The sequence below is a fragment of the Adlercreutzia aquisgranensis genome, assembly GCF_943193145.1.
In the GTDB taxonomy this organism is placed as follows: Bacteria; Actinomycetota; Coriobacteriia; order Coriobacteriales; family Eggerthellaceae; genus Xiamenia; species Xiamenia aquisgranensis.
Genome location: NZ_CALPDA010000015.1, coordinates 1 through 23425, shown reverse-complemented (window position 1 = coordinate 23425; position 23425 = coordinate 1). Strand labels below are relative to the sequence as shown.

At 58.5% G+C, this 23425-nt stretch carries 13 protein-coding genes; all 13 read left to right on the top strand.

Annotated features, from left to right (window positions below; all coding sequences use genetic code 11):
- Positions 1-10 precede the first annotated feature (10 nt).
- The gene (gene brxC / locus NFR41_RS09570; RefSeq protein WP_251231669.1) at positions 11-3652 is read left to right on the top strand and encodes a BREX system P-loop protein BrxC; all 3642 of its coding nucleotides are present in this window, start codon (positions 11-13) and stop codon (positions 3650-3652) included.
- A gap of 6 nt (positions 3653-3658) precedes the next feature.
- Entirely contained in the window at positions 3659-6232 is a 2574-nt protein-coding gene (gene pglX / locus NFR41_RS09565) for a BREX-1 system adenine-specific DNA-methyltransferase PglX (RefSeq protein WP_251231668.1), read from the top strand.
- A gap of 9 nt (positions 6233-6241) precedes the next feature.
- The gene (locus tag NFR41_RS09560; RefSeq protein WP_251231667.1) at positions 6242-6784 is read left to right on the top strand and encodes a DUF4365 domain-containing protein; all 543 of its coding nucleotides are present in this window, start codon (positions 6242-6244) and stop codon (positions 6782-6784) included.
- 3 nt (positions 6785-6787) lie between these two features.
- Positions 6788-7216 (top strand): hypothetical protein, encoded by a 429-nt coding sequence (locus NFR41_RS09555; protein ID WP_251231666.1) that lies wholly within the window; start codon positions 6788-6790, stop codon positions 7214-7216.
- A 48-nt stretch (positions 7217-7264) separates the two neighbouring features.
- On the top strand, positions 7265-10729 hold the full coding sequence (locus tag NFR41_RS09550; RefSeq protein WP_251231665.1) for a sigma factor-like helix-turn-helix DNA-binding protein: 3465 nt from the start codon (positions 7265-7267) through the stop codon (positions 10727-10729).
- Positions 10710-11669 carry a BREX-1 system adenine-specific DNA-methyltransferase PglX gene (locus NFR41_RS09545; protein WP_251231664.1) on the top strand — a complete coding sequence of 320 codons (960 nt, stop codon included), beginning with the start codon at positions 10710-10712 and terminating at the stop codon, positions 11667-11669. The genes NFR41_RS09550 and NFR41_RS09545 overlap by 20 nt, the downstream gene beginning before the upstream one ends.
- Before the next feature lie 15 nt (positions 11670-11684).
- Complete coding sequence (locus NFR41_RS09540; protein ID WP_251231663.1) at positions 11685-13064, top strand: hypothetical protein; 1380 nt, start codon at positions 11685-11687, stop codon at positions 13062-13064.
- 2 nt (positions 13065-13066) lie between these two features.
- Complete coding sequence (locus NFR41_RS09535) at positions 13067-14590, top strand: hypothetical protein (RefSeq protein WP_251231662.1); 1524 nt, start codon at positions 13067-13069, stop codon at positions 14588-14590.
- Positions 14580-17228, top strand: coding sequence for a BREX-1 system phosphatase PglZ type A (pglZ, locus tag NFR41_RS09530; RefSeq protein ID WP_251231661.1), 2649 nt, complete (start codon positions 14580-14582; stop codon positions 17226-17228). The genes NFR41_RS09535 and pglZ overlap by 11 nt, the downstream gene beginning before the upstream one ends.
- 60 nt (positions 17229-17288) lie before the next feature.
- Entirely contained in the window at positions 17289-19565 is a 2277-nt protein-coding gene (gene brxL / locus NFR41_RS09525; protein ID WP_251231660.1) for a protease Lon-related BREX system protein BrxL, read from the top strand.
- Between the two features lie 22 nt (positions 19566-19587).
- A complete protein-coding gene (locus NFR41_RS09520; RefSeq protein WP_251231659.1) occupies positions 19588-20958 on the top strand; it encodes a hypothetical protein in 1371 nt (456 codons plus the stop codon).
- A 167-nt stretch (positions 20959-21125) separates the two neighbouring features.
- On the top strand, positions 21126-21818 hold the full coding sequence (locus tag NFR41_RS09515; RefSeq protein ID WP_251231658.1) for a hypothetical protein: 693 nt from the start codon (positions 21126-21128) through the stop codon (positions 21816-21818).
- A 273-nt stretch (positions 21819-22091) separates the two neighbouring features.
- Positions 22092-23177, top strand: a complete 1086-nt coding sequence (locus NFR41_RS09510) for a hypothetical protein (protein WP_251231657.1) — start codon at positions 22092-22094, stop codon at positions 23175-23177.
- Positions 23178-23425 lie beyond the last annotated feature (248 nt).

The following is a 23425-nucleotide window of genomic DNA, read 5'->3' as shown; positions in this document are numbered from 1 at the left end:
AGGGACCATCGTGGAGATCAAGCAGCTGTTCGAGAAGGATATCAACCGGTCCATCAACGGCGTCATCAAGGTGGGCCAGGACGATGAGGCGCTGGTCAAGCAGGAGCTCTCGGAGTACGTGGTCACCCGCGAACTGGCGCGCCACTTCGCCGACTTCTTCGAAAACTACTCCTCAGCTATCGACCAGCCTACCGACAAGATAGGTGTGTGGATCACTGGTTTCTTCGGCAGCGGTAAATCGCACTTTCTGAAGATGCTTTCCTACCTGCTGTCGAATCGCGTGGTGGACGGGACCCCCGCCATCGACTATTTCGACGGCAAGGTGCAGGACCCGATGGTCTACAACATGATGCGGCGTTCGGTCGGTGTGCCTACCGAGGCCATCCTGTTCAACATCGACACGAAGGCCGGTCAGTGGAAGGAAGGCACCACGGCCCGCACCGCGCTGCTGCGCGCTTTCGCCCGCGTGTTCTACGAGCATCTGGGTTTCTTCGGCGAAGACCTGAAGCTTGCGCGGCTTGAGGCATACGCGGACTCCAAGGGGAAGACCGAGCAGTTCCGCGAGGCGTTCGCGCAGGTGAATGGCGGCGACTGGTTGGAGGAGCGCGCGTCCTACGACTTCCTGGAGGACGACATCGTAGAGGTTCTGGGCCAGGTGTTGGGCATGAGCGAGGAAGCGGCCAGGCGCTTCTTCGACAGCAGCACCGACGAGGCGCTGGCCCCTGACGTGCTGGTGACCGAGATCAAGAAGTACGTGGACCGGCGCAGTCAGGAATGCGGCGGTGACTTTCGCCTGCTCTTCATGGTGGACGAGGTGGGTCAGTTCATCGGCGACGACGTGAACCTCATGCTGAACCTGCAGACCCTGGTGGAGGAGTTGGGCTCCCGCTGCCAGGGCAAGGTGTGGGTGATGGTTACCAGCCAGGAGGCCATCGACAAGGTTGTGAAGGTAGCAGGCGACGATTTCTCGAAGATTCAGGGCCGCTTCAACACGCGCTTGACCTTGAGCTCCAGCTCGGTTGACGAGGTCATCAAGCGGCGCGTGCTGCAGAAGACGCCTCAGGCAGCCCAGGTGCTGAAGGGTGAGTACGACCAGAACAGCTCCGTGCTGAAGAACTTGTTCACGTTCGAAAACTCTCAGTCAGACCTGCTGGGATACGCCGGCCCCGACGAGTTCGAGCAGAGCTACCCGTTTGTGTCGTACCAGTTCAAGCTCATGCCGAAGGTGTTCGCGGAGATTCGTCGCCACGGTAATGCGGGAAAGCACCTGGCCAGTGGCGAGCGAAGCATGCTCTCGGGCTTCCAGGAGTCGGCGCAGAAGGTGGAGGGTTGCGACCTGTCCGCGCTGGTGCCGCTGTGGTACTTCTACGACACGCTGGCGAAGTCGCTCGACCACGAGATACGCCAGGTCATCGACCGTGCGGAACGGGCAGCCGCCGACGGTCTGGGCTTGCAGCCGCATGACGTGGCGGTGCTGAAGACGCTCTACCTCATCCACTACATCAAGGACGTCTACCCCACGCTGGGCAACATCGCCACGCTGACGGTGGACTCCATGGATGTCGACAAGGTGGCGCTGCGCGAGCGGGTGAAGGATTCGCTTGCGCGTTTGGCCAGGGAGAACTACGTCGCGCGCTACGGCGACACCTACACGTTCCTCACCGACGAGGAGCAAGACGTGGAGCGCGAGATCAAGGAGACGGCCATTGACGCCGCCAACGTGGTTGAGCGTATCAAGCGCATCGTCTTTGACGGCATCTACGCGGGCAAGCGGCGTTACCGAGTGGGCAGCAGCGACTTCGCCTTCGACCGCTACGTCGACGACAGCCTGTACGCCCAGGGGACCGACGGCATGAAGCTCAACATCATCACTGCGGCCCACGAGCTGGCGAAAGCCGACCGCGCCACGCTGGCCCTGAAATCGCCCGGCCAGGCGCTGGTGGTCCTGGCTGGCGACGAGGACTACTACGAGGTGCTGGCGAACGCGGCGAAGATCGAGAAGTACGTGAAGACACAGAACATCAACCAGCTGCCGGAAACCAAGCAGGCCATCATCAAGGCGAAAAACCGAGAGGCGTCCAACGCTGACAGGGAGGCCCAGCGCATCATAGAGGCGGCCCTGGTAAACGCCGCGGTCATGGTGGACGGCCAGCCGGCCGAGGTGCGCGCCGGCAAGGCCGACGCCTTCATCGACGAGGTGCTGTCCCGCCTGACCGGCGCCATCTACACGAAGGCCGATTACGTGGGCTCTCCGGTGGAGGGCGAGGGCGACGTGAAGGCAATCCTGCTGGGGTCCTACCAGCAGTCGATCGCGGGATCGAACGACCGGGCGCTGCAGGATATGGAGCAGTTTCTGGAGGCCCAGGCCCAAACCCACAGCCCCACCTCGGTGGCCGACGTCAGGCGCCGCTACATAGCGGTGCCCTACGGTTGGCGCGACATCGACGTTGCGGCGCTGCTGGCGCGGCTGGCTCTGGACCAGAAGATCGTCGTCGAGCGCAGCGGCGTGCAGCTGGGGCTGCGCGATCCGAAGATGCTGGCAGCGCTCACGAAGTCGGGCGAGCGCGAGTCCACGCAGGTGCGCAAGCGCGAGCGGCTGGACGACGCGGTCATGGTTCCGGCGCGCAAGCTGCTGAAGGACCTGACGGGCCAGATCTCCATTCCCGACGACGAGGACGGCCTGGTGGGTGCGGTAGCGGGCTACCTCGATGACACGGCCCAGACGCTGAAGGCGCTGCTGGCTGACGAGTACCGTCATGCCGCGTACCCCGGCAAGGGCGTGGTGGAGGAAGGGGAGAGGCTGACTACCGACATCGGCAGCCACGGCGGCAACCCCCACAGCTTGCTAAAGGCGTTCCTGTCCCATAAGGACGCCCTGCTGGACTTCGCCGATGACTACCAGGAAGTGCAGGGCTTCTTCCCTAACCAGCAGCGCATCTACGACGATGCGCTGGGGTTGGTGAAGGCGATGGAGGGCGAGACGGACTACCTGGACGACCCGGAGGCCGCAGAGGCGCTGCGCCAGGTGGCCGAAATCGTTGCCATGGACAGCCCCTACAAGCGCATCAAGGACCTACCCGAGCTGATGGAGAAGGTGCGGAGCGTCCACGGCGCCGCACTGTCCCAACACCGACGCGAGCTGCTCGACCGCATAGAGGAGGCGCGCGTCTACCTGCTGGGCTACGTTGAGGAGCGCCGGGCCCCCGGCGACTTTGCGGGCCGCATCGAGCGCGATATGACCGGGCGGCGCGAGGATGCATCGAAGGCTGCGAGCATCGTTCGTCTGGAGGCGCTGACCGCCCAGGTGGGGAAGTACCGCGACGACATGGTAGTGGCCATGGACGACGCGCTGGAACGCCAGAAGGCGCAGGCCGCGTCCGCCGCTGCGCCCCCATCGGCGCCGACCCAGGTTGTGCCAGCCAGCCAAAGCGGTTCGGCTCCGGCTGCCTCAGAGGTGCGCACGTCGGTTGCGAGAGCTGCTGATCCTGCGCCGCAGCCGATTGCGAGGACCAAGGTGCTGCGTCGCAGCGACGTGTGCCCGCCCACCAAGCTGTCCAACGACCAGGAGGTCGAGGACTATGTCCGGCGCATCCGCGAGCAGCTGTTGAGCGCCGTGCGCGAGTACGGCTCCGTTCGCCTGATGAAGGAATAAACCGCCATGAACGATACCGCTATCAAGAACTTCTGCGTGGGGGCGCGCCGCGACCTGCTGGACCAGGTGCGCCGGCGCATGGCCGACTGGGACGTGCGCCCGGGGGCCGACCCCGCCGCCGAGAGCGTGCACGGCCGGCTGCTGTCCCCCTGCGAGCGCTCTCAGCGCGCCCGCCTGCTGGAGGCGCTCGCCTCCGAGGGGGAGGAGGGGCTCGCGGACCGCGCGGCCTACACCTGGTTCAATCGCCTGATGGCTATCCGCTACATGGAGCTCAACGACCTTGTCCCCTGCGGCGTGCGGGTGCTCTCCGCCAACGACGGTTCCTTCGCGCCCCAGGTGCTCAGGGACGCGCTGCAGGCGGAGATAGCTGGTATCGACCGCGGCGAGGTGCTGCGGCTGGTCCAGTCCTCCGACGACGAGGCGCTGTTCCGCTACTTGCTGCTGGCCGTCTGCAACGAGCTTGCGCAGGGCATGCCCGGCGTGTTCGAGGCGGTGGGCTCCGAGATGGAGCTGCTGCTGCCCAAGGGCCTTCTGCGCGAGGGCAGCGTGGTGCAGCGCCTGGTGGATGGCATCCCCGAGGAGGACTGGCGCCAGGGCGTGGAGATCGTGGGCTGGATGTACCAGTACTACGTGAGCGAGCGCAAGGACGAGGTGTTCGCGGACTTCAAGAAGGGGAAGAAGGCCGAGGCGGACGCCATAGCGCCCGCCACCCAGCTGTTCACGCCGGACTGGATCGTGCAGTACCTGGTCCAGAACTCGCTCGGGCGCCTGTGGGTGCGGTCGCATCCAGGATCGCCCCTGCCGGCGCAGATGCCCTACTACGTCCCCGACGACCTGGGCGCGGAGGGGGAGCATAGGCCCGCATCGGCGGTTCCCGCGGCGAGCCCGGCGAGCCCCGAGTTGCTTCGCGTGATTGACCCGGCCTGCGGCAGCGGCCATATCCTGGTCTACGCCTTCCGGCTGCTGGCCGCCATGTATGAGGAGGCCGGCTACGCCCGTCGCGACATCCCGAGGATGATTCTTGAGAACAACCTGACCGGCTGCGAGATAGACCCCCGCGCCGCCCAGATAGCCTCCTTCGCGCTGACCATGACCGCCTGCGAGTGGGACCCCCGCTACCTGCGCCGGGACGACCGCCCGTCACCCGATATCGTGTGCCTGCGCCCGGCGGCCCTGGACGAGGGCGAACTGGAGGCTATGCCCTATCTGGCCGATCGGACTGCGCTGCTGGAGGCCATGGCCCATATGGGCGAGTGCGGCAGCCTCTTCGCCCCCGAGCCGGAGGACATAGAGGCCCTGCACCGCGCCCACGAGGAGCTCGGGGTGCGAGCGGAGCGGGGCGACCTCTTCGCCCATGCCTCTCAGCAGGTAGTTGCTCGCATGATAGAGAACTGCGAGCCTCTGGCCAGGGAATACGACGCAGTGATTGCGAACCCGCCGTACATGGGTGCGAAGAATATGAATAAGTGGCTGTCTGATTGGGCGAAGAAATGCTATCCCGATGTGAAGGGCGACCTGTTCTCGTGCTTCATTGAGCGTAATCTTGGTTTATCCCGCGAGGGAGGCCAGCTTGGCTTCATGACGCCTTACGTTTGGATGTTCATTGGTACGTACGAGAAGCTGCGTCATAAGCTTATCGAAGGAGCAACGATTACTTCTCTGGTACAGCTGGAGTACTCCGGATTCGCGGGAGCCACTGTTCCAATCTGCACTTTCACTCTCCAGAAAGGCTGTATTTCCGAATACCAAGGAGGCTATGTTCGTCTTTCGGATTTCGTAGGCGCTGTAAATCAGGCCCCCCGTACGCTTGAGGCGATAGCGAACCCGTCCTGCGGCTGGTTCTACCGCCGCTCCGCCGAAGCTTTCACCGCCATCCCCGGCACCCCAATAGCCTATTGGGTAAGCGAATCTTTCTGCGCTTCGTTTAGCTCAAAAAGAGCATCCGACTATTGTCTTTTTAAACATGGAATGTCCACTTCAGATAACAATCGGTTTTTACGGCAATGGTTCGAAGTCGCATCGTCAAACTGTATGAGAGACGCCAAATGCTCAGAAGATACATTTCAAGCGAAATGGTTCCCGTATCTTAAGGGAGGGTCTTTTAGGCGCTGGTATGGCAATTATGACTATGTTGTCAATTGGTATAATGATGGGGAAGAGATCAAAAAAATATCCAATATTAAGTATCCGTACTTAAACGGGAATCTAGGCTTTGTCCTCGGCGGACAAGATAAATTCTTCTCCCCAGGCTATACCTGGTCCTCTCTGTCGTCTTCACGTCTGAGCATGCGAAAGTTCGGAAGAGGCTTCATCTTTGACGCTAAGGGGCAATGCTTCTTTTCCCAAACCGAGATAGGAGACTATATATTTGCACTATACAACTCCAATCTATTTGACTTATACGGTAAGGCCCTATCTCCAACATTGGATTTTAATTCAGGCGTAATCTCTCAAATACCTGTTGAGATAGGGGAGCTTGACTCCGTTATTGGGCTTGGAGATATCTGCGTACGCCTTTCGAAGAAAGATTATGATTCTTTTGAATCTTCTTGGGACTTTGTTCGCCATCCATTGGTCTAGGTGATTGAGATGGGGATGTATCCAGGAGATATCGATTCAAGGCGCACTGATTCAAGGGCGTGCGCCATCGTCCATTACCAGATTGATTCATCGGTCTGGGATTACAAAACCATTGCAGGGCATGACGTAGGCACTGATTGCGAGCTTGAATTATCGGAGGAGGGAGAATGGCGCGGCAAGAAGATCGAGATTCAGATTAAGGGAACAAGGCATATCGAAAACTATCTCATTGATGGAGGCAACCTGATCTCTTTTAAACTGGCGAAGGAGACAATTCGATATGCTCTAGGCAAAGCAGTTCCCTTCTTCTTGTTCGTTGTTGATGTTGTGGGCGAGCAGGTTTACTTCGTCGAGCTTCACCAGTACTTTATCGGTAAGGTCGCTCTGTTTATCCAGCTAAATTCTAGTACTAAGACGATGAGGATACATGTCTCGATGTCTAGTACGCTCGGCAATAACGCTGATAGCTTGGTAGCTTCTGCGGCATCTGTTTATCACGGCGGAGCAACGTTGGACCTTCAAGAGATAAAGGTCAGTTCGAGGCAGAGGTAGACAGTGAGGAACCAGAACAAGACAGCAATTGTGGCCGGCGTTTTCCTTGTCGTTGCTTTGACATCTATCGTCTTGCCTTTGATTTGGACTTGGAGAACGCGTTTGGTTTTGCCAGCGTTAATCGACGTGTCGGTCTCGGATATGGCGCGTTATCTCGGCGCTGCCGGAGCAGTTGCGTGGACGGTATATACGCTTTCTGTTGAAGGGTATGGCACCGTCAAAAACGGGCTGAACAAGACCGAGGCTCTTTTCTATCTTGTCCGAAACGGATTTGCGCACGGAGGCTTTTTGGTGTGCGAATACAACAGAAGGAGATATTACGTCTTCGAATCGCGCGATAGAGGGAAGCTCAAAGGGCGGGCGGTTCTAAGCGAAGAGACCCTGTTGTCATGGATGAAAGTAATAAAGGCTGGTTATCCGAAACGCACGTAATCAAGCCGACGAATTCGTTAATCGAAAGCAGGGGAACGAGGATGGTGTATGAACGAGAGGATAGAAGAGCTGGGGGCCAAGGTCCATGCGTTGCTTGGCATCTGCGAGGGCTCTCGTAGCCGGGAGTCTATGCGGGCGGTGTTCCCGGAGTATTCCGATGCGGAGATGTGTCAGGCGCTGGTGATGCTGTGCGAGCGTGGGCTTGCGACTCTTGGGCCTGCTGGGGCGTCGCTGCCGCAGCAGGAGGCTGCCGAATCGGATGTGCCGGAGTCTGCTGCACTTCATGAGGTGGCCGAAGAACTCAGTATACTCGAAGGCGATGGCCCCGCCGTCTTCGAGCCTGTAGCGTCTCATGGCGATCCTGAATTTGAGGAGCCTTCTGCGGAAAGCGAGCTTGTTGCCGAGTCCCAGTCCGAATGGGCTCCCGAGATCACCGGCGAGACGCTGCTTCTGGGCGTCGACGCTCCTCGCGACTACTCGGACACCTACCTGTCTGCCGACGAGATCGATTCGGTCATAAAAAACCTGGGACTCGGGGTAGGCTCCGTTGATCGTGAATCGGTCTTGCCGCCTGCCCCTTCGGAGCGGGTTGAAACTGGGCGCCAAGAAGAGCCGAACGAGCAGGTGGCCCCTGTTGCTTATGGCGCGTCGATCAAGCGTTTCGGACTGAGCGATTATGCATCGACTCGTCTGATTGAAAAAGGCATCAACCGGGTAGAGGAGCTTGTGGCTGCCTTCGGGTCTTCGGCTACGCTTAGCCACGGCAATCAGCGCTGCTTCCGCGAAGCCCGGAAAGCCCTTGCGAACGCAGCCGTCGGCCTTCCTTGGGATATCGACGTCGAGCAGCTTGCGGTGCTTCGCGGGTTTGCCAAATCCGATAGCTACGTCTTCGACCTGTTCGGCGTGCTATGCCGCACGGGTTTGGAACCCAGCGAGACGGAGGAAAAGTGGGAGGGCGATCCGTTCGACCCGCAATCTCCCGCCTCGGCTATGCTCCCAATCGAGAGGCTGTTTCTTTCGCCTGCGCTGGTAAACCTGCTCAAGGAGCGCGGCATAGGCACGGTTGGTGATATCGTCGGGCTGGGAAGGGACGGGCTTCTTGCCTTGCGCTCCCTCGGCGAGAACAAGACCAGGTTGGTTTTGGAAGCGATGGAGCGGGGCTTGCGTCGCGAGGGCTGCGATGAGGATTCGGTCCTGAGTGTGAGCGCGTTCGAGACTTCTTATTCGCAGGAGGCTGTTTTTCTCACTGGACTTTTGGAGCAGACGCTGGCGGGGCGGTCCTACCCGCTTCAGCATGACGCGTTCGTCGCCATGGTTTTGCCGATGGCGGCTGAGCGCCTTGGGGCGTCGGATGCGGAGCATGCTTTCGAACCACTGCTCGGCCAGCTTGAGGGCAGCGAGTGCTTGGTCCTCGCTTGCCAGATCGAGCTGGATCGAAAGCTTCGCAAGCTGAGGAAGCGCATCCAGAAGCGGGGTGCCGGTGAGGACCTTTTCGTAGGCGTTCCTGCAGGCCAGGCCTGGGATACTGCCGCGAATCACATCGTGGGCGACGACGCCTCATTGTGCTTCGACGGAGACACGAGGCGCATATCGGTAGTAAAACCTACGGTCTCGGAGTGGGCGGCGACGCTCAAGGACAACCAGCGCATCGCGATGGAGCTGCGGCTTTCCGGCAAGACGCTCGAGGAGTGCGGTAAAGAGCTGAGCGTGACCCGGGAGCGCGTGCGCCAGATCACGGCGAAGGCGCTCAAGGGCAGACCGGTTCTTGCCGAGGACTCCTTCCTGCCGTTCTTCGAGGCGTATCTCATGACCGAGGGCCAGTTCCGCACCCTGACCGACCAGCCAGCGGAAAGCTACGAGTACCTCTGCCTGGTGGCCGCAACGAAGCGCGACGAGCGGGCGCCTTTGGAGGCGGCCCTTGACGACGCAGCGCTTGACGAGGGGCTGCGCGAGCGTATTCGCAGCATTGTCGACGAGGGGTTCGTTTACGTGAACGGCGCGCGCGTGCAGTTGAAACGGCAGCCCGTCATGGAGGCGCTTTTGAAGTTGCACGCCTCGGACAAGAGCGTGTCCTTAGACGAGCTGCTGGGCTATTACCGTGCATTCGTCGACGAGCACGGTATGGACGACGAGTCGGCGTTCTGCGATAGCGGGCCGAGGGCAATCTCGGCTTGTCTTGAGCGCTGGGAGTTCTCCATGGTGTCCTCGCGCCCCGTTGACGACGATGGAGTGCGCCGTGACATTCGCTACTTCGATTGGGCCGGCAAAGATTTCGGGCCGCTGCGTGAGTATCTGCGCTCTTGGGCGCAGCAAGATATCGAATGCTCTGCTGCGATGCTTATGCGCGATAGCGAGGGCGCTCTCATTGCTGCCGACTTGGGTCTGCAGGACGAATACGAACTGCACAGCGTGCTGCGGCGTGGTGTGGGCGACATCCCCGGCATGGAAGTTCGCAAGCGCCCCATGGTTCGCTTCGGCGAGGGCGACCGGTCCCAGCAGGTGCTCGACCTTATTCAGGAGCTTGGGCCGGTTGACGCGAACGATTTGGCCGAGGTTTACAGCGAGCGCTATGGGGTTGCCCCGCTGACGTTTCGCGGCTCATATCTGAGGGATTTCAAGATTTACGAGAGCGATGGGCTGTACTGCTGTGCCGGCAACGGCCTGACCGCCGACCAGCAGCAGCGGCTCGAGCGGGCTCTTGATGGATGCGACTACATGGCGCTGGCGCGTCTGAGAGCTTGTATGGCCGAGGATTTCCCCGACGATAACGTGTTCCTGGGGGCTTCTGCCCTTGCGAGCGTCGGGTATCGCATCTCGGGTGATTTGGCCATACGCGACGGTGTTGACGAAGCTGTCGTATTCGGACAGCTTATCGATCGTTTCGATACGTTCGGCGTGGACGACGGAGGATTCGGACCTGAAGTGTTCCGCAACGAGTCGTTCCGGTCGGCCCTAAACAAGCGCATTCGCTCCTTCGACGTGGTCGAGTATATGAAGGACCGCTTTCTCAGGGTGGATACGGTTCTGTCGCGGGGAGCCGTGCCTGTGTCAAAGGATGACCTGCGCGACTACGTGAACGCGGTCGTCGACTTCATGGAACCGGGGGTCCCTTATTCGGTGCGCTCGTTGCGCCAGGCGGGCTTCAGCCACAAAGTGAGCTTGTTGCGCGACCGCCTTCCGAGCGGCGGCGATTACTTTTTCGGGTCCCTCATAGCCACGGGCTACGTCGGCGAGCGGCTGAAGCTGACGAGCATCTGCGGCGTTCCCTTGTTCTGCAGGAAGCAGGGCCCCTTCAGCTCTCCCGATGTTGTGGTGTACATGGTGGAAGAGGGGCCGGTTGGAGAGAAGGATTTACGGCTCAGGCTTTTGACGGAGCATGGGGTGGAAATCGCGCTGCCCATGCTGCGCTCCCTCTGCAAGCGAGCAGGTGTTGCTCTGGTGGGCGCGACCTCCGATGGCGATTCGGCCGACGGTCAGGAAGGAGACCTTTCCTATGGCGACGAAGATCTCTGACAAGTACGAGGCGTGGAAGGCCGAGGCCAACGCGCGCTTCGACCAGCTGAAGGCCAATGAGGAGGAGCTCAACCGCATCTTCGCGGAGATCTACGGCATGGTGGGGGAGGTGCCTATCGAAGTGGAGGACAGGTACGTGTCGGTGGCGCGCATCTTCGACACGGCCGAGGAGATCCCCGAGTCGTTCAAAGGCAACAAGTACGTGCGCACCCGCCGAGACGAGATCGTGTCGCTGATCAGCTACGCCGTGGGCTGCATGTTCGGGCGCTACTCGCTCGACAAAGACGGGCTCATCCTTGCCGACCAGGGCGATACCGTTACCGAGTATCTGGCGCGCGTCCCCGTCCCCACCTTCATGCCCGACGAGGACAACATCCTGCCCATCACCGACGACGAGTACTTCGACGACGACATCGTGGGAACCTTCGTCGAGTGGGTGCGTGCCGCCTACGGCGAGGAGACGCTGGAGGAGAACCTTCGCTACATAGCCGACGCCCTGGGTGGCAGTGGAAGTGCACGCCAGGTCATCCGCGATTACTTCGTGAAGGAGTTCTTCGGCGATCACTGCCAGACCTACAAGAAGCGCCCTATCTATTGGCTGTTCGACTCTGGCAAGAAGAACGGGTTCAGGGCGCTCGCCTACATGCATCGTTATCAGCCCGATTTGCTGGCGCGCCTGCGCACTGACTACATTCACGAGCAGCAGGAACGCTACCGCACCCAGATCGCACACCTGGAAGAGGCCTCCTTCGACGCCGACCGAACCCAGAAGGTGCGCATGGAGAAGCAACTGAAAAAGCTGCGCGAGCAGCTAGCGGAGACCACCGCCTTCGAGGAGAAGGTGCACCACCTGGCCGACCAGATGATCGAGATAGACCTGGACGACGGCGTGAAGGTGAACTATGCGAAGTTCCAAGATGTGCTGGCGAAAGTAAAGTAGAAAGGAGCCATCCAGATGCCGAATTTTCATAAAAACTGTTTGGCCATAGCTGCCAACGACGAAGATATGTGCAAGGTGCTTATCCGCTTTGCAGCGAATTTTGACGCTCATTATGAAAAGACGGGTCTTGAGCTTCGTTACTTACGCTATACAGATGATGTGCGTAAGCTGTATCAGCAATTGGGTGGATTCATCGACAGCGAGTACCCCTATGCGTTTGCGGGCACTCCAGATCCGGACGATGTTGATGCTGCTGGTTTTGACTCGGGGCTTACTGCGGATTCCGCCCAAGCGTATCTGGCCCAAATGGAGTTGCTTTCGGAGGCTATAAAGTCATCTACTGGCAATGCTTGTTCTGCTCCGGACATAAGCGGCATGATCCTCCAGCCTACAGCGCGTCACATGAGCGATACCGCATGTGTCCGTTTGAGCCGCCGCGGATCATTTTGGGTTCTTTCTGTCTTATATTCAACTGCTTGGGTTGCAAACCACGAGGACCTGGACTCCTTTTTTCGGGGTCTTCCGAAGGGGCTCTATGGCGTTGTGTTCTACGATGCCGACGAGTCTGACGGATACGAGAAGATCGATGCCGCCGTGGGGCTTCATCATGGTGGCGGCCATGCCCTGTGGGGCTGCAGCGATATTAAACATAAGTGTATGTCCCGGGACGACCTCGGGTCCTATCAATTATCACTTGCGTTTATTGGGTCATCGCGGGTTTCTGGTCTGGTCGAAAGAGCGCGCGCGGGGGCGGCCCTTGCTTGGGGTATTTGTCACAAGTCTGGTTTCGAGGGCGTCGACGAGAGTATCTACGGGGACGAGTCGCCCAATAGTGTTTTGGGCGAAATCGTGTCGGGGTTCGAAGGGGGAGGGTACTCGCGTTATGCGTGCTTGGATTGGCTGCATCTTACAGAACGAGATCTGAAGGATATAGATTGGCTGATTTTGAACAACCTGCATCAGTTTCCCTGGTTTTGCCATTGCATGGGTTGGTCTGCAGAGGGGATCGAGTGCATCGAGCGTATGCTTCCTGGTGATTCGGTTAGGGTTTGCGCTCGCTGGCTGAAACCTATGGGCGTGGGGGGTGTCTCGATTTTCGCCAACAACGATGAAGGGGTTGCGCTGGCTCGCGTGGAAACGACTCCTCGGTTTCTGAATTCTTGGGAAGGCCCTCTTGCATCTGCGCAGCTGTTTGCCTGCTTGCTCCCTCATCTGAAGGTATCGGTTACCGAGGTGAAGCCTCGGAAATCGCGGGATTCGTACGTCGATTCCGCCTACTTCACGCTGCGCTTCGATCTGGAGCCCATTGATGTTGGAGAGGTTTTGGAGGGGGTTCGCAGACTCCTGTCTGAGAACTTAGAAGACCGAACTATGTTTTCGAAGGGAGAGGAGTAGCCATGGTAGGGAGGATTGAGATAGTCGACCCTCTCCTCGCAAGGAAGGTCGATGGCATCGTGGTGCAGCTTCGAGAGTATTACCCGGACGGTACCGTAGAGAGTTTGAATGCGCGCCACAAGGGGCTTTCGAATCGAATAGGAGAAGTGTGGCAGGAAATCGGCTACGCTTCGCGTGATGATTTCTTCGCTGCGTACGGCTTTAGGTTTTCTCGCTTGTTTTCTGGTGGTCGGCCGGTGGCGTGTGACGGAGAGGAGCTGCTTGCACAGATAGCGGCGCGGTACGAGGGGGAACCTCTGCCAAAAAAAGTCAGTGACATAATCGCTGATAACCCTGATTTGAAAGGGTCTATCAAGACGCTGCAGAACAAAGCGAATGAGCTGTTTGGAACAACGCTTGCGAAGGAGCTAAAAAAACGTGGTCTACTGGCTGGCGGAAAAGGCTCGGCAGGCGATGGTTCCTCGGATGACGCCATTGGGTCGATGCTTGATGACCTGGCCGCAAAGTACGAGGGGTCGTCGGAAAAGCCTTCGACTATCGAGGAGCTTTTATGTGACAACCCCGCGTATGAGGAGACCATCAAGGCGTTGGGCGTTCGTTGCAAGGCTCTTTACGGGACTACCCCGAAGAAAGTGCTTGTTAAGCGCGGTATTGTTTCGGCGTCGAAGAAATATATCGATGTGACCGAGGAAGAGGCAGAGGCTGCGATAGACGAACTCGGGCGTCGATTCTGCGATTTGCCCAATTGCCGAAAGCCTTCGACGATCGATGAGTTGATGCAGGTCTGCCCAGAGCTGAGCGACGTGATAAGTGCCGGCAAGTGGAAGGGTTATGTGAATAAGGGGACTCTGCAACTCTTGGGTATTTTGGCGCCAACAAGTTCGCTGATCAAACAGTCGAGCATACGAACGGAAAGTGCTGAGGGTCTGCTTGACCTGTGCCGCTCCGTTTTCCCTCAGTCTACCGTGGTGCGGGAGGACTATTGTCGGGGCCTACTACCACCTAATGTTGTGGGCTTTGATTTGGAAAACGGCGTGGAGCTTTGTAGCGTGCTCATGGCCACGCAGGATTGCGGCGTTAAGCGGGTTCAGGTTGGTGACCGTTTACCCATTCGCTACGACGATAGGAGGTTGTCTAGCCGGTGGGCGGTGGCCTATGCTGACCTTCGAGGTGCTCGCGCAATTAGCGTTCCATTGGTCGGCACTCTTGGGACCGAGTTGGTCGATTCGTCCGATTCGCCACTTGCTCGACTCGTAGGGACGACGGCTGTTACGAAGTCAAGCTACAACGGTTGCGTTGTTGCGCAGCTTGACTTGCGGTATTTGAGAAAGATTAGCAGGGATACGCTGGCGTTCGGACTGAGGGAACTCGGTTACGTTACCGAGTCTGATTTGCTGGACTCGATGGGTTGGCGTTTCAGAATACGCAGCGAACAACGACGAAAGCAGCGTCAGGCTGGATGCTGCAAATCAGACGCTGAGCTGGCTGGAATAGGGGTATGGCTCCGTGGTGGCGATGGCTGCTAACCGCGACATAATAGGGCTGCTCGCCCAGCGTTTTTCCCAGCCATTGCCGGAATGTTCGGACCGTCGCATCGTGATCTGGCACGACCCCGACGAGGAATTCGGAGAAGTTTTTGCCTCGTTGGTAGCGGAGGGGCAGGAGGGCGTAGCCTTGCTTGATGGCCACCCCGTACGCTGCGTTGACGTGCGCGATGGCGCCATGTTCGCAACGAAGCTGCTGATAAACCGTCAGTCAGATGGCCAAGATCTGCTCCTGTACCGCAGAAGGTCTCGTGGTGATTTGGAAGGCGATTGGCTGGTGGACGTAGAGCTGTACGCCGATCACTTCCAGGCTGATTATTTGTCGCTTTTGATTGACGAGCTGGAGGCGGCCGACACGGCAGAGATACGCGAAGCGCTGCGAGGGTTTTCGGCGTTCCTTCGCTCAAAAGAGCGCACTGCAAAGCTCAAAGCGAAGCTCACCCGCGGGCAGACAGCTCGAGATATCGCGCTGGGAGTGCTGTGCGTGTTGTTGAAGGCGGAGTCCGATGACATCGCGGCGGTGGTCTGCGCCTACGCCCAATGCGCCGCCGCCGAGCTGGAGGAGCCTGGTTCGCTGGATGAGCTAATGGCCGACCTGGACAAGTACGGCGCCCGTGAGTCCCTTGACCGGTTGCTCAAGCGCACGACGGGCTTCTCTGGTGATTCTGGCGACGCCCGTGCGTTTCTGGGCCATCTGCTCATCAGCGCCCTGGCCGCCTCCATGGACCCAGAGAAGCTGCGGGGTCTGGAGCGGTTCATGGCGTTGCCCAACGCCGAGTTCTGCCTGCGCATCGTTGGCGAATGGCATCGACAGACGGGGGAATCTAAGACCTCGACGCTGTACGAGGCGTGCCAGGAAGTGCAGCGGGAGTGCAATCTGGTGGAGCGTTTCGAGGCGTTGTCCCTGGGCGATTTGCTGGGAGCCGATGTCTTTCCCTGCATCAATGAGGTGTTGCTGCGCGACCTGTTCCGCTCGGTAGCCCACGGTTCCGACCGGCGCGAAGACATGAGGTTGGTGCTCGAGACGCGTCGCTCGATGATGTGGGCCCAGCCTTTTGAGGTGTACTTCGAATGTCTTGAGGCGGCCGAGGCCATCCAATCGTTCTACTGGGAGCATACCCAGGGCTTCGAGCTGGCTCGGGCTGTGGACGTGTGGAACGCCTATCTGGAGGATTGGTGGCACATGGACGCAGCCTACCGCAGTTTCTGCGGTGCCTATCGCAGAAGCGTGCTCGACCTAAGCTCATTGGATGACACCGCCAAAGACCTCTCTGAATGGGTGGATAAGGTTTACACGAACTGGTTTCTGGCTCAGACCAACGACTGTTGGGTGGCTGCTGCGGCTCCGCAGTGGGAGGGGCGAGGCTTTGTCGAAGGCATCCCTCAGCAGCGCCACTTCTATCAGGACGAGGTGCTGCCTGCGTTGGAGGACGGCAAATGCCTGGTGGTGGGCATCTGCGACGGCATGCGCTACGGTGTTGGCTGCGAGCTGGCCGAGTGCCTGGAGCGCGAGACCAAGGGCAACGCCGAGGTGGGCGCCATGCAGGCAGTCTTCCCCTCGGAGACGGCTTTTGGCATGGCGGCGCTGCTGCCCAACCGCACCATGGCCTTCGACGAGGCGACTGGCAGCGTGCTCGTGGATGGTCGGTCCACGCGCACGACCGAGGACCGGCAGCAGGCGCTGCAGTCGGTTCGCCAGAACAGCAAGGCCGTCAAGCTGACCGACCTTTTGGCTATGCGTCCCGCCGAGCAGAAGGCCTTCGCAGAGGGCGTTGCCGTGGTGTACGTCTACCAGAACACTATCGACAAGACGGGCCACTCCGACGAGGCGAACTCGGAGGTGTTCGACGCCTGCGAGAAGGCGGTCCGCGACATGAAAGCCCTGGTGGATCTGGCGGTGCGCAATATGGGCGCGCGCCAAGTGCTCATTACGGCTGATCACGGATTCCTGTTCACGCATCAGGGGCTAACCGCCCTCGACGCAGTGGAGCGCGCCTGTGTGAGCGGCGAGCCGCTGGAGGTGCACCGCCGGTTCCTGCGCTCCGACGCTGCTGCCGAGTCCGAACTGCTGCTGCATATGAACATGGAGGGGCTCGACGGAGGGGAATGGTCCTGGTGGGCGGCGCGCAACTGCCTGCGCATCAAGGCGCCTGGCAGCAGGCATTACGTGCATGGCGGCATCAGCTTGCAGGAGCTGTGCGTCCCCGTCATCCGCTTCCGGAACACGCGGGCGGGTGCGAAGGACTTTGTGAGCACCCAGTCGGCCACGATTAAGTTGCTGTCCACCAACCGCCGCATCGCCAATAGTATTTTCACGCTGGATTTCTTCCAGAACGAGGCGGTGGGCGGCAAGGTTTTGGCGACAGCCTATGAACTGTGTTTTACCGACGCGTCGGGCAATGAGGTGAGCGACGTGCGTACCGTGCCAGCCGACAGGACGGGAGCCGACGAGCGCGAGCGGCAAACCCATGTGCGTTTTGCGTTGAAGTCCGGCATTGAATGGGAATCGCGGGCGACCTACTACCTGGTTGCCCGCGATAAGACTACATCAAGCATCGTGTGGCGCGAGGCATTCAGCATCGAGATTGCGTTCGCGCCCTTGGAGGAATTCGACTGGTAGGACTTGCCTGTCTGGTTGGAAGAAGCGGTGGCAAGCCGCGTGTAAAGGAGGAAATAGGAGATGGCCGAAGTTTTTGGCTCGGAAAGTGCCCATGAACACCGCGAGCCGAGCGAGGTGGCTAATGGCTCGGCGTCGAACGCTGTGGTAGCAGGTTCTCCCGAGGAGGCTTGCGATTTCGCGGCAAGCACGTTTGCGCCGATCGCTGACGAGCTCGATCGTAAAGCCGTGAAGTGTTTTCCTGGTAAGGTAGTGCGCAAGGATTTGACGGCAATGATGAAGCGTGGTGCCAATGTGCCCACCTTTGTGTTGGAGTACCTGCTGGGTATGTACTGCTCTACCGACGATCCTGAAATGATCGAGCAGGGTATCGAGCGCATTCGCAAGATTCTTCTCAACAACTACGTACGCTCCGATGAGTCCGAAACCATCAAGTCGAAGATTAAGGAGCTAGGGCAGTATACCGTCATCGACAAGGTGAGCGCGCGGCTGGACGAATACGGTGATTTCTACGTGGCCACGCTTACGAATTTGGCCATTGAGCCGTTCGTTATGCCAGCTGAGTACGTGCGCGATTACTCTAAGATTTTGCAGGGTGGCATTTGGTGCATCATGCGCATTGAGTACCTGAGTGTAGACAACTCGGAAGAGGATGCGCTGGCGGATGTTTTCGAAGAGGACCCGAAACCCAAGGCGAAGAAGAGGGGATCCAAGAAGCGCGGCCCCGAGGACAGTCCTTTCCATGTAGTTAGTCTGAAGCCCATTCAGATGCCGAATCTTAACCTGGATGGAATGCTCGCCATGCGCGCAGAGTTCACGACCCAGGAATGGATGGACCTTTTGCTGCGTAGTTGTGGCTACGAGCCCGACGCCCTCACCGAGAAGCAAAAGCTCCATTTTATTGCTCGCATGGTGCCGCTTATTGAGCGTAATTACAATCTGTGCGAGTTGGGGCCGCGCGGTACAGGAAAAAGCTATGTTTACAAGGAGGTTAGCCCCTATTCCATCCTGCTGTCCGGCGGCCAGACTACCACGGCGAACCTGTTCGGACGTATGAACGGAGGTCGCTATGCCGACTCGATGGTGCGTTCGGGCCTGGTGGGGCATTGGGACTGCATCACCTTCGACGAAGTGGCGGGTATGCGCTTCAAGGACATGAACGCCATCCAGATTTTGAAGGACTATATGGCGTCGGGTTCGTTTGCGCGCGGTCACGACCAGATGAATGCCGATGCATCCATGGTGCTAGAGGGCAATATTAACGACTCCGTGGCCAACGTGCTCAAGACTACGCACTTGTTCGATCCGTTCCCACCGGAGTTCAACAACGATTCGGCGTTTTTCGATCGCGTTCATCTGTATCTACCTGGCTGGGAAATCCCCAAGATGCGCAGCGACTTGCTTACCGATCATTACGGCTTGATCACTGATTGCTTGAGCGAATTCTGTCACGAGATGCGGAAGAGGGACTACACGTTCTTGATCGATCGTTATTTTCGATTGAACAGCGATTTCAATCGTCGTGACGAGATTGGTGTGCGCAAGACATTCAGCGGCATGGCTAAGCTGCTGTTTCCTGATGAGAAGATGACCAAAGATGATGTGCGGATGCTGCTGGATTATGCCATCGAGGGTCGGCGTCGTGTGAAGGAGCAGCTCAAGACCATGGCGGGCGTGGAGTTCATCGACGTGAACCTGGGTTATATCGATTCCGACAATCCTTCGGAGAGCCACGTGGTCTACGTACCGGAGCAGTCTAACGACACTTTGGTGCCGGAGGTCGAGCTGATGGCGGGTCACGTGTTCGCCATTGGGGCGACTACGGATGGAGAGATGGCTGTTTTCAAACTAGAAAACAAGGCTGTTGCAGGCGAGTTCAAGCTGGTTACCGAGGGGATTGGCCAAGCTCGGTCAGTGAAGGAGAGCATGGAGGCGGCTTTTACTTTCTTTGGGAACAACGCACGGCGTGTGGCTTCGGGAATGCATGTTGAGAGTCGCGATTACTTGCTGTTCTACAACGACTTGCAGAAGAAGGGGATGTCTGCAGAGTTGTCGTTAGCTGAGTTTGTGGGATTGTGCTCGGCTGCATGCAGCCGTCCCGTAGCCGCTTCCATGGTCATTCCTGGTGTAATACGCATGTCGGGCACAATGGATGACATCCACGATCTGGAGGATATTATGCGCGTAGCGAAGAATGCCGGAGCGAAGAAAGTGCTGCTACCGCTTGGCTGTATTTCCGCTTTGCAGGGTATACCGGAATCGCTGTTGGAGAGCGTGAGCCCCGAGTTCTACACCACGGGGGATGCCGTCGCGGCCGCTAAGAAAGCGCTGATCCTGTAGGAGGGGCGGAAGGATGTCGGGTATGACTGATTTGGATTTTGAGATGCTGGGCAGCGCAATCGGAAGCGCCCTGGCCAAGGGCCTCGATGAGAGCGAGCTGCGAAAGGACCAACGTGCTCGGGAGCAAGCGGATCTCGAGCGGCAGAAGGAAGAGGCCGCTCAGATTGGCAACGCGTTGGAGCGTACAATCCGCACATTCGAAAGGGAGCGCGAAACTATCTGCATGACAACTAGAGCGGCTGTCAGGGAGGTTTCCACGAACGCTCGAGCGAACATGTGGGAGAGCTTGCAGAAAGACCCGCGCATGCCGCGGACCATAAACTATCAAGAACGTTACAAAGCTCTTGTGGGCCTGCAGGATAGGTCCAAAATGCTCTCGTTATTGAAAAGCACGCTTGATCTTGCTAACACCTTGCTAAAGGAGGCGGAGCATATTGATGTGCAAGCGGCTGTACTGGATGTAGCCGAAGGGTTTCGTAGCAACATATGTGCTCTGGATGGCCTGATTGTGGCCCAGCCCGATCGGCGAGCCGATTCTCCGACCGAGGAGTCAACGGAACAGCTTTCGGTGAAAAAAGAGATTGCATCTTTGGATTTCGGCATGCTTATGCGGCAGACCTTTCTTCGGAGCCTCGGGGAAATGTCGGAGAAGGAACGCTTGGCGATGGAGGCATACGAGTCCGAGAAAGAGCGCGAAGAGGCACTCAGGAAGCGAATCAACTGTGCCTGCGACGCGGCTATGCAGGCTGGTGATTCCTATCGACAGGTGCTGGCGCAGGAGGTAGCCGGAAAAGCTCTGGTGCTGGACGACATGCCGGCGTTCACCAAGCAGGTTGGCGTTACCCCACTTCAGGATCTTGATCTTTTGCAGCAGCTTGCGGTGCAGGTTGACAAGTCTTTCAAGACTTTCTCTCAAGTGGTTCAGGACAACGGCTTGTATGCGGCGTTTTCCTCGCAGAAAGACTATGGTAATTGCAGGAGGTATGGCTACGGCCGGTATTATCTCGACGATTTTTACGCTGTGTTTGGGGGTGGCAGTGCTCGATCGTGCAGCGAGGAGGGTATCCCATCCTCTGTCGAGGAGGACGAGGGCGGCGATTCGATTAAGCGTGCCATCGAACGTATGGCAACCTTTAACAGCATGCCCTACGACGGCTTTCTGGACGACGATTTTCAGGTGCACGTAGATGCCTTCTGGTATGGGTTCCGAAAGCTGATGGAAAGCGCGAATAACCTGGTCAAAATTGATTTGTTTGAGCTTGGTGCCTATTGTAATGACTTGCTGAATGACGTCATAAAGAAGGTTAACGCTCTGGCCGTGCGCATGGATGAGCGCCAGGCTATCCAGTTCAGTAAAGACGTTGCAGCGTGTGTAGGAGAGCCGAAAGCGTGATGCGCGGTTAAGGTACGGAATCCAGCAGTTCAAATAGTTGCGTAACAAAAATCTTCATTTTCGGGTAATAATTTTGCTAACGCCGTTTCAGGGCGTTGAGAGACGGGGCAGGGAATCGCATGCTCGGCGGCGGCCGGTGGGCATGCCCCCGAAGGAAAGGGCAGCGTATGGAACCGAACTACAAGGGAGCGAACGGATGCATCGACGCGATGGCGGTGGCGTGGTTGTTCGCACAGGACCACATTTTCTTTAACGACGGTGAAATCACCTGGGACGGACGGCATCACGGCATCGCGGGAGCGCAGATTAACGGTGCGAGTACAGACGAGATTCCGCAGTTCATGAAGGATCCCGGCATGTACTTCCAGGGTATCGGCGATCTGCTTTTGACGTTGGAGGACGACGAGAAGCTGCGCGTCCCCCGCGAGAAGATTCATCCGGCGCTGCACAAGGCCATCCGCGAGGGTGACCTTACTGGTCTCACCCTGTTTAATCTGCAGGCCTGCGGTCGTGCCTTCTTCTTCGTGGATGAGGACAATCAATCAGCCAAGGCGTCTGTGCTGGAAATGGCTGGTTGCGGGCAGCTGCTCGACCATCCGTCGGCTATGGCAAACGTGGAGGCGGTCATGGTCGATCCGCGGCTTGTCCGAGGTATTCCTGGATTCTACAAGTTGGTGGCGCGCATGGTTGAGGACATGCGTGCCTACAACGGCAAAGGGAGAATGCGTTTTATCCTCGTTTTCGCCAATGCGCGCAGCTTCGATGCAGACCAGTACCTGAATGATTTTGACGGCGAAGTGGAAGGCGCCGTCGTGGAGTCCATCCATATAGAGATGTGCGACTTCGGGGCGGACGTGTAAGAGCCTGCGGCAGAAGAGGAAGCCGAAGCTGGGGAGGCCAAGCCCGAGGAAGCTGTCGAGGTTGTTGATGAGGTCGATCTGGAAATCATTGAGAAAGAAGAAGGCGAGGAGGACGAGGGCGACGAGGAAACCTCCGATCGCGACTCGATGCTGGCCCTGCTCAACCTGATGGTGCTTGCGGCGGGATTGGGCGGCGTGTCCTATCCGCAGGGTATCCTTGACGAGCTGGAGCGCGCTGCCGAGGGCGAGACTGTCGACCTCGAGGACCTGGCTATGCGCATCAACGACTTCACCCCCGGTGACCAGGCGGCTGACCTGTCAAACATCACCTTCAGCGAGGGAAGGATGGCCGAAGGACGCCGTTTCAAAGTGGCGGTTCCCGACGGCTGGACCGTGCTGAAGGACTACGAAGAGGGCGGCATGATCGAGACCATTCGCCCCTTCGTCCTCATCGAAGGCGAGCTTGGCGATCCCAGCTCCGTTTCCATGCGCGATCGCATTATCTACAGCGCCATGGGCGGGGATGTGGAGAGCGAGGAGCTGCGAGCGGTCTATGCCCACGAATGCATAAGGCGTGCCCTTATTTTCCAAACCTATTACGGTCGAAGCGATGACAGCGGCCTCAGCGCTATGAGGCCTGTGCTTGTCTGGAGCGACGAGGTGGAAGCGGTCAACACGCGGTGCTTTGTCTTTCAGCAGGCTATTCGGAGTGAGGGGGCAAACGGCCTCGAGTTCGGAATAATGCCCTTTGCCAGCGATAACAGCGATTTCCTTCGCTGTGTGCTCGCTTATTCGGAAGATACCGATATCGAGGCCGTGCGCTCTTTGGTACTGCGTATTGCTGCGAGCGTCGAGGCCGATAAGCCTTATGAGTTGGAATCCCGGACGTCCGTTCGCCGCGCGCTGGGCGAAAGGGTTTCCATCCCAGATCTAATTGTGGCACTCAATAACCTGCTCTTGGGATATAGCCAGTTCAGCCAGCAAATTTTTACGGCCTCCCAGTACAAGTACGTGGTCGAGCTTGACGGCGACGATTTCGATGAGAGGGCCTGCACCCTGGCGGGGGCCCAGGGCATCGCCGATTTCTGCAACCGGGCCATTCCCGATTTCGAGCTGGCCCTGGACGCTTACGATGCCCAGGCGCGCTTGGGTGCGAGCGTGAGCGATCTGGATTCCCTCCTGAACGCGCTCCAGCAGGTGGACAAGGGCGTGTTCCCTACGTCCGACATCTTCGACAGCGACGATGCGGCCGCCGTCGACAAGGCTGGTATTTTCGATGCCCTCGAAAGCCTGAAGGCTCTCCGCGAGCGCATCCGCTACGCTAAACAGCATCCCAGCAAGCCGACCAAACTTCAGTAGGTTTCATTCTGTCCGCGAAGGAACACCGTGGCGAACTTTCATGAGGTTTCCTTGCCGTTGCGGCCAACGAGGAGGACATGCGCAAAGTGCTGATGCGCTTCGCAGCGAACCTCTATGCGCACAAGGATGAGATAGGAATCGAGAACGAGCCCCATCGGCAGATGATGGAAGGGTTGATTTGCAAAGTCAGCCGAACGCTCTTCTCCGATCAGGGGATTCCATGGTCATCCGAACGGGATGGAAGCACG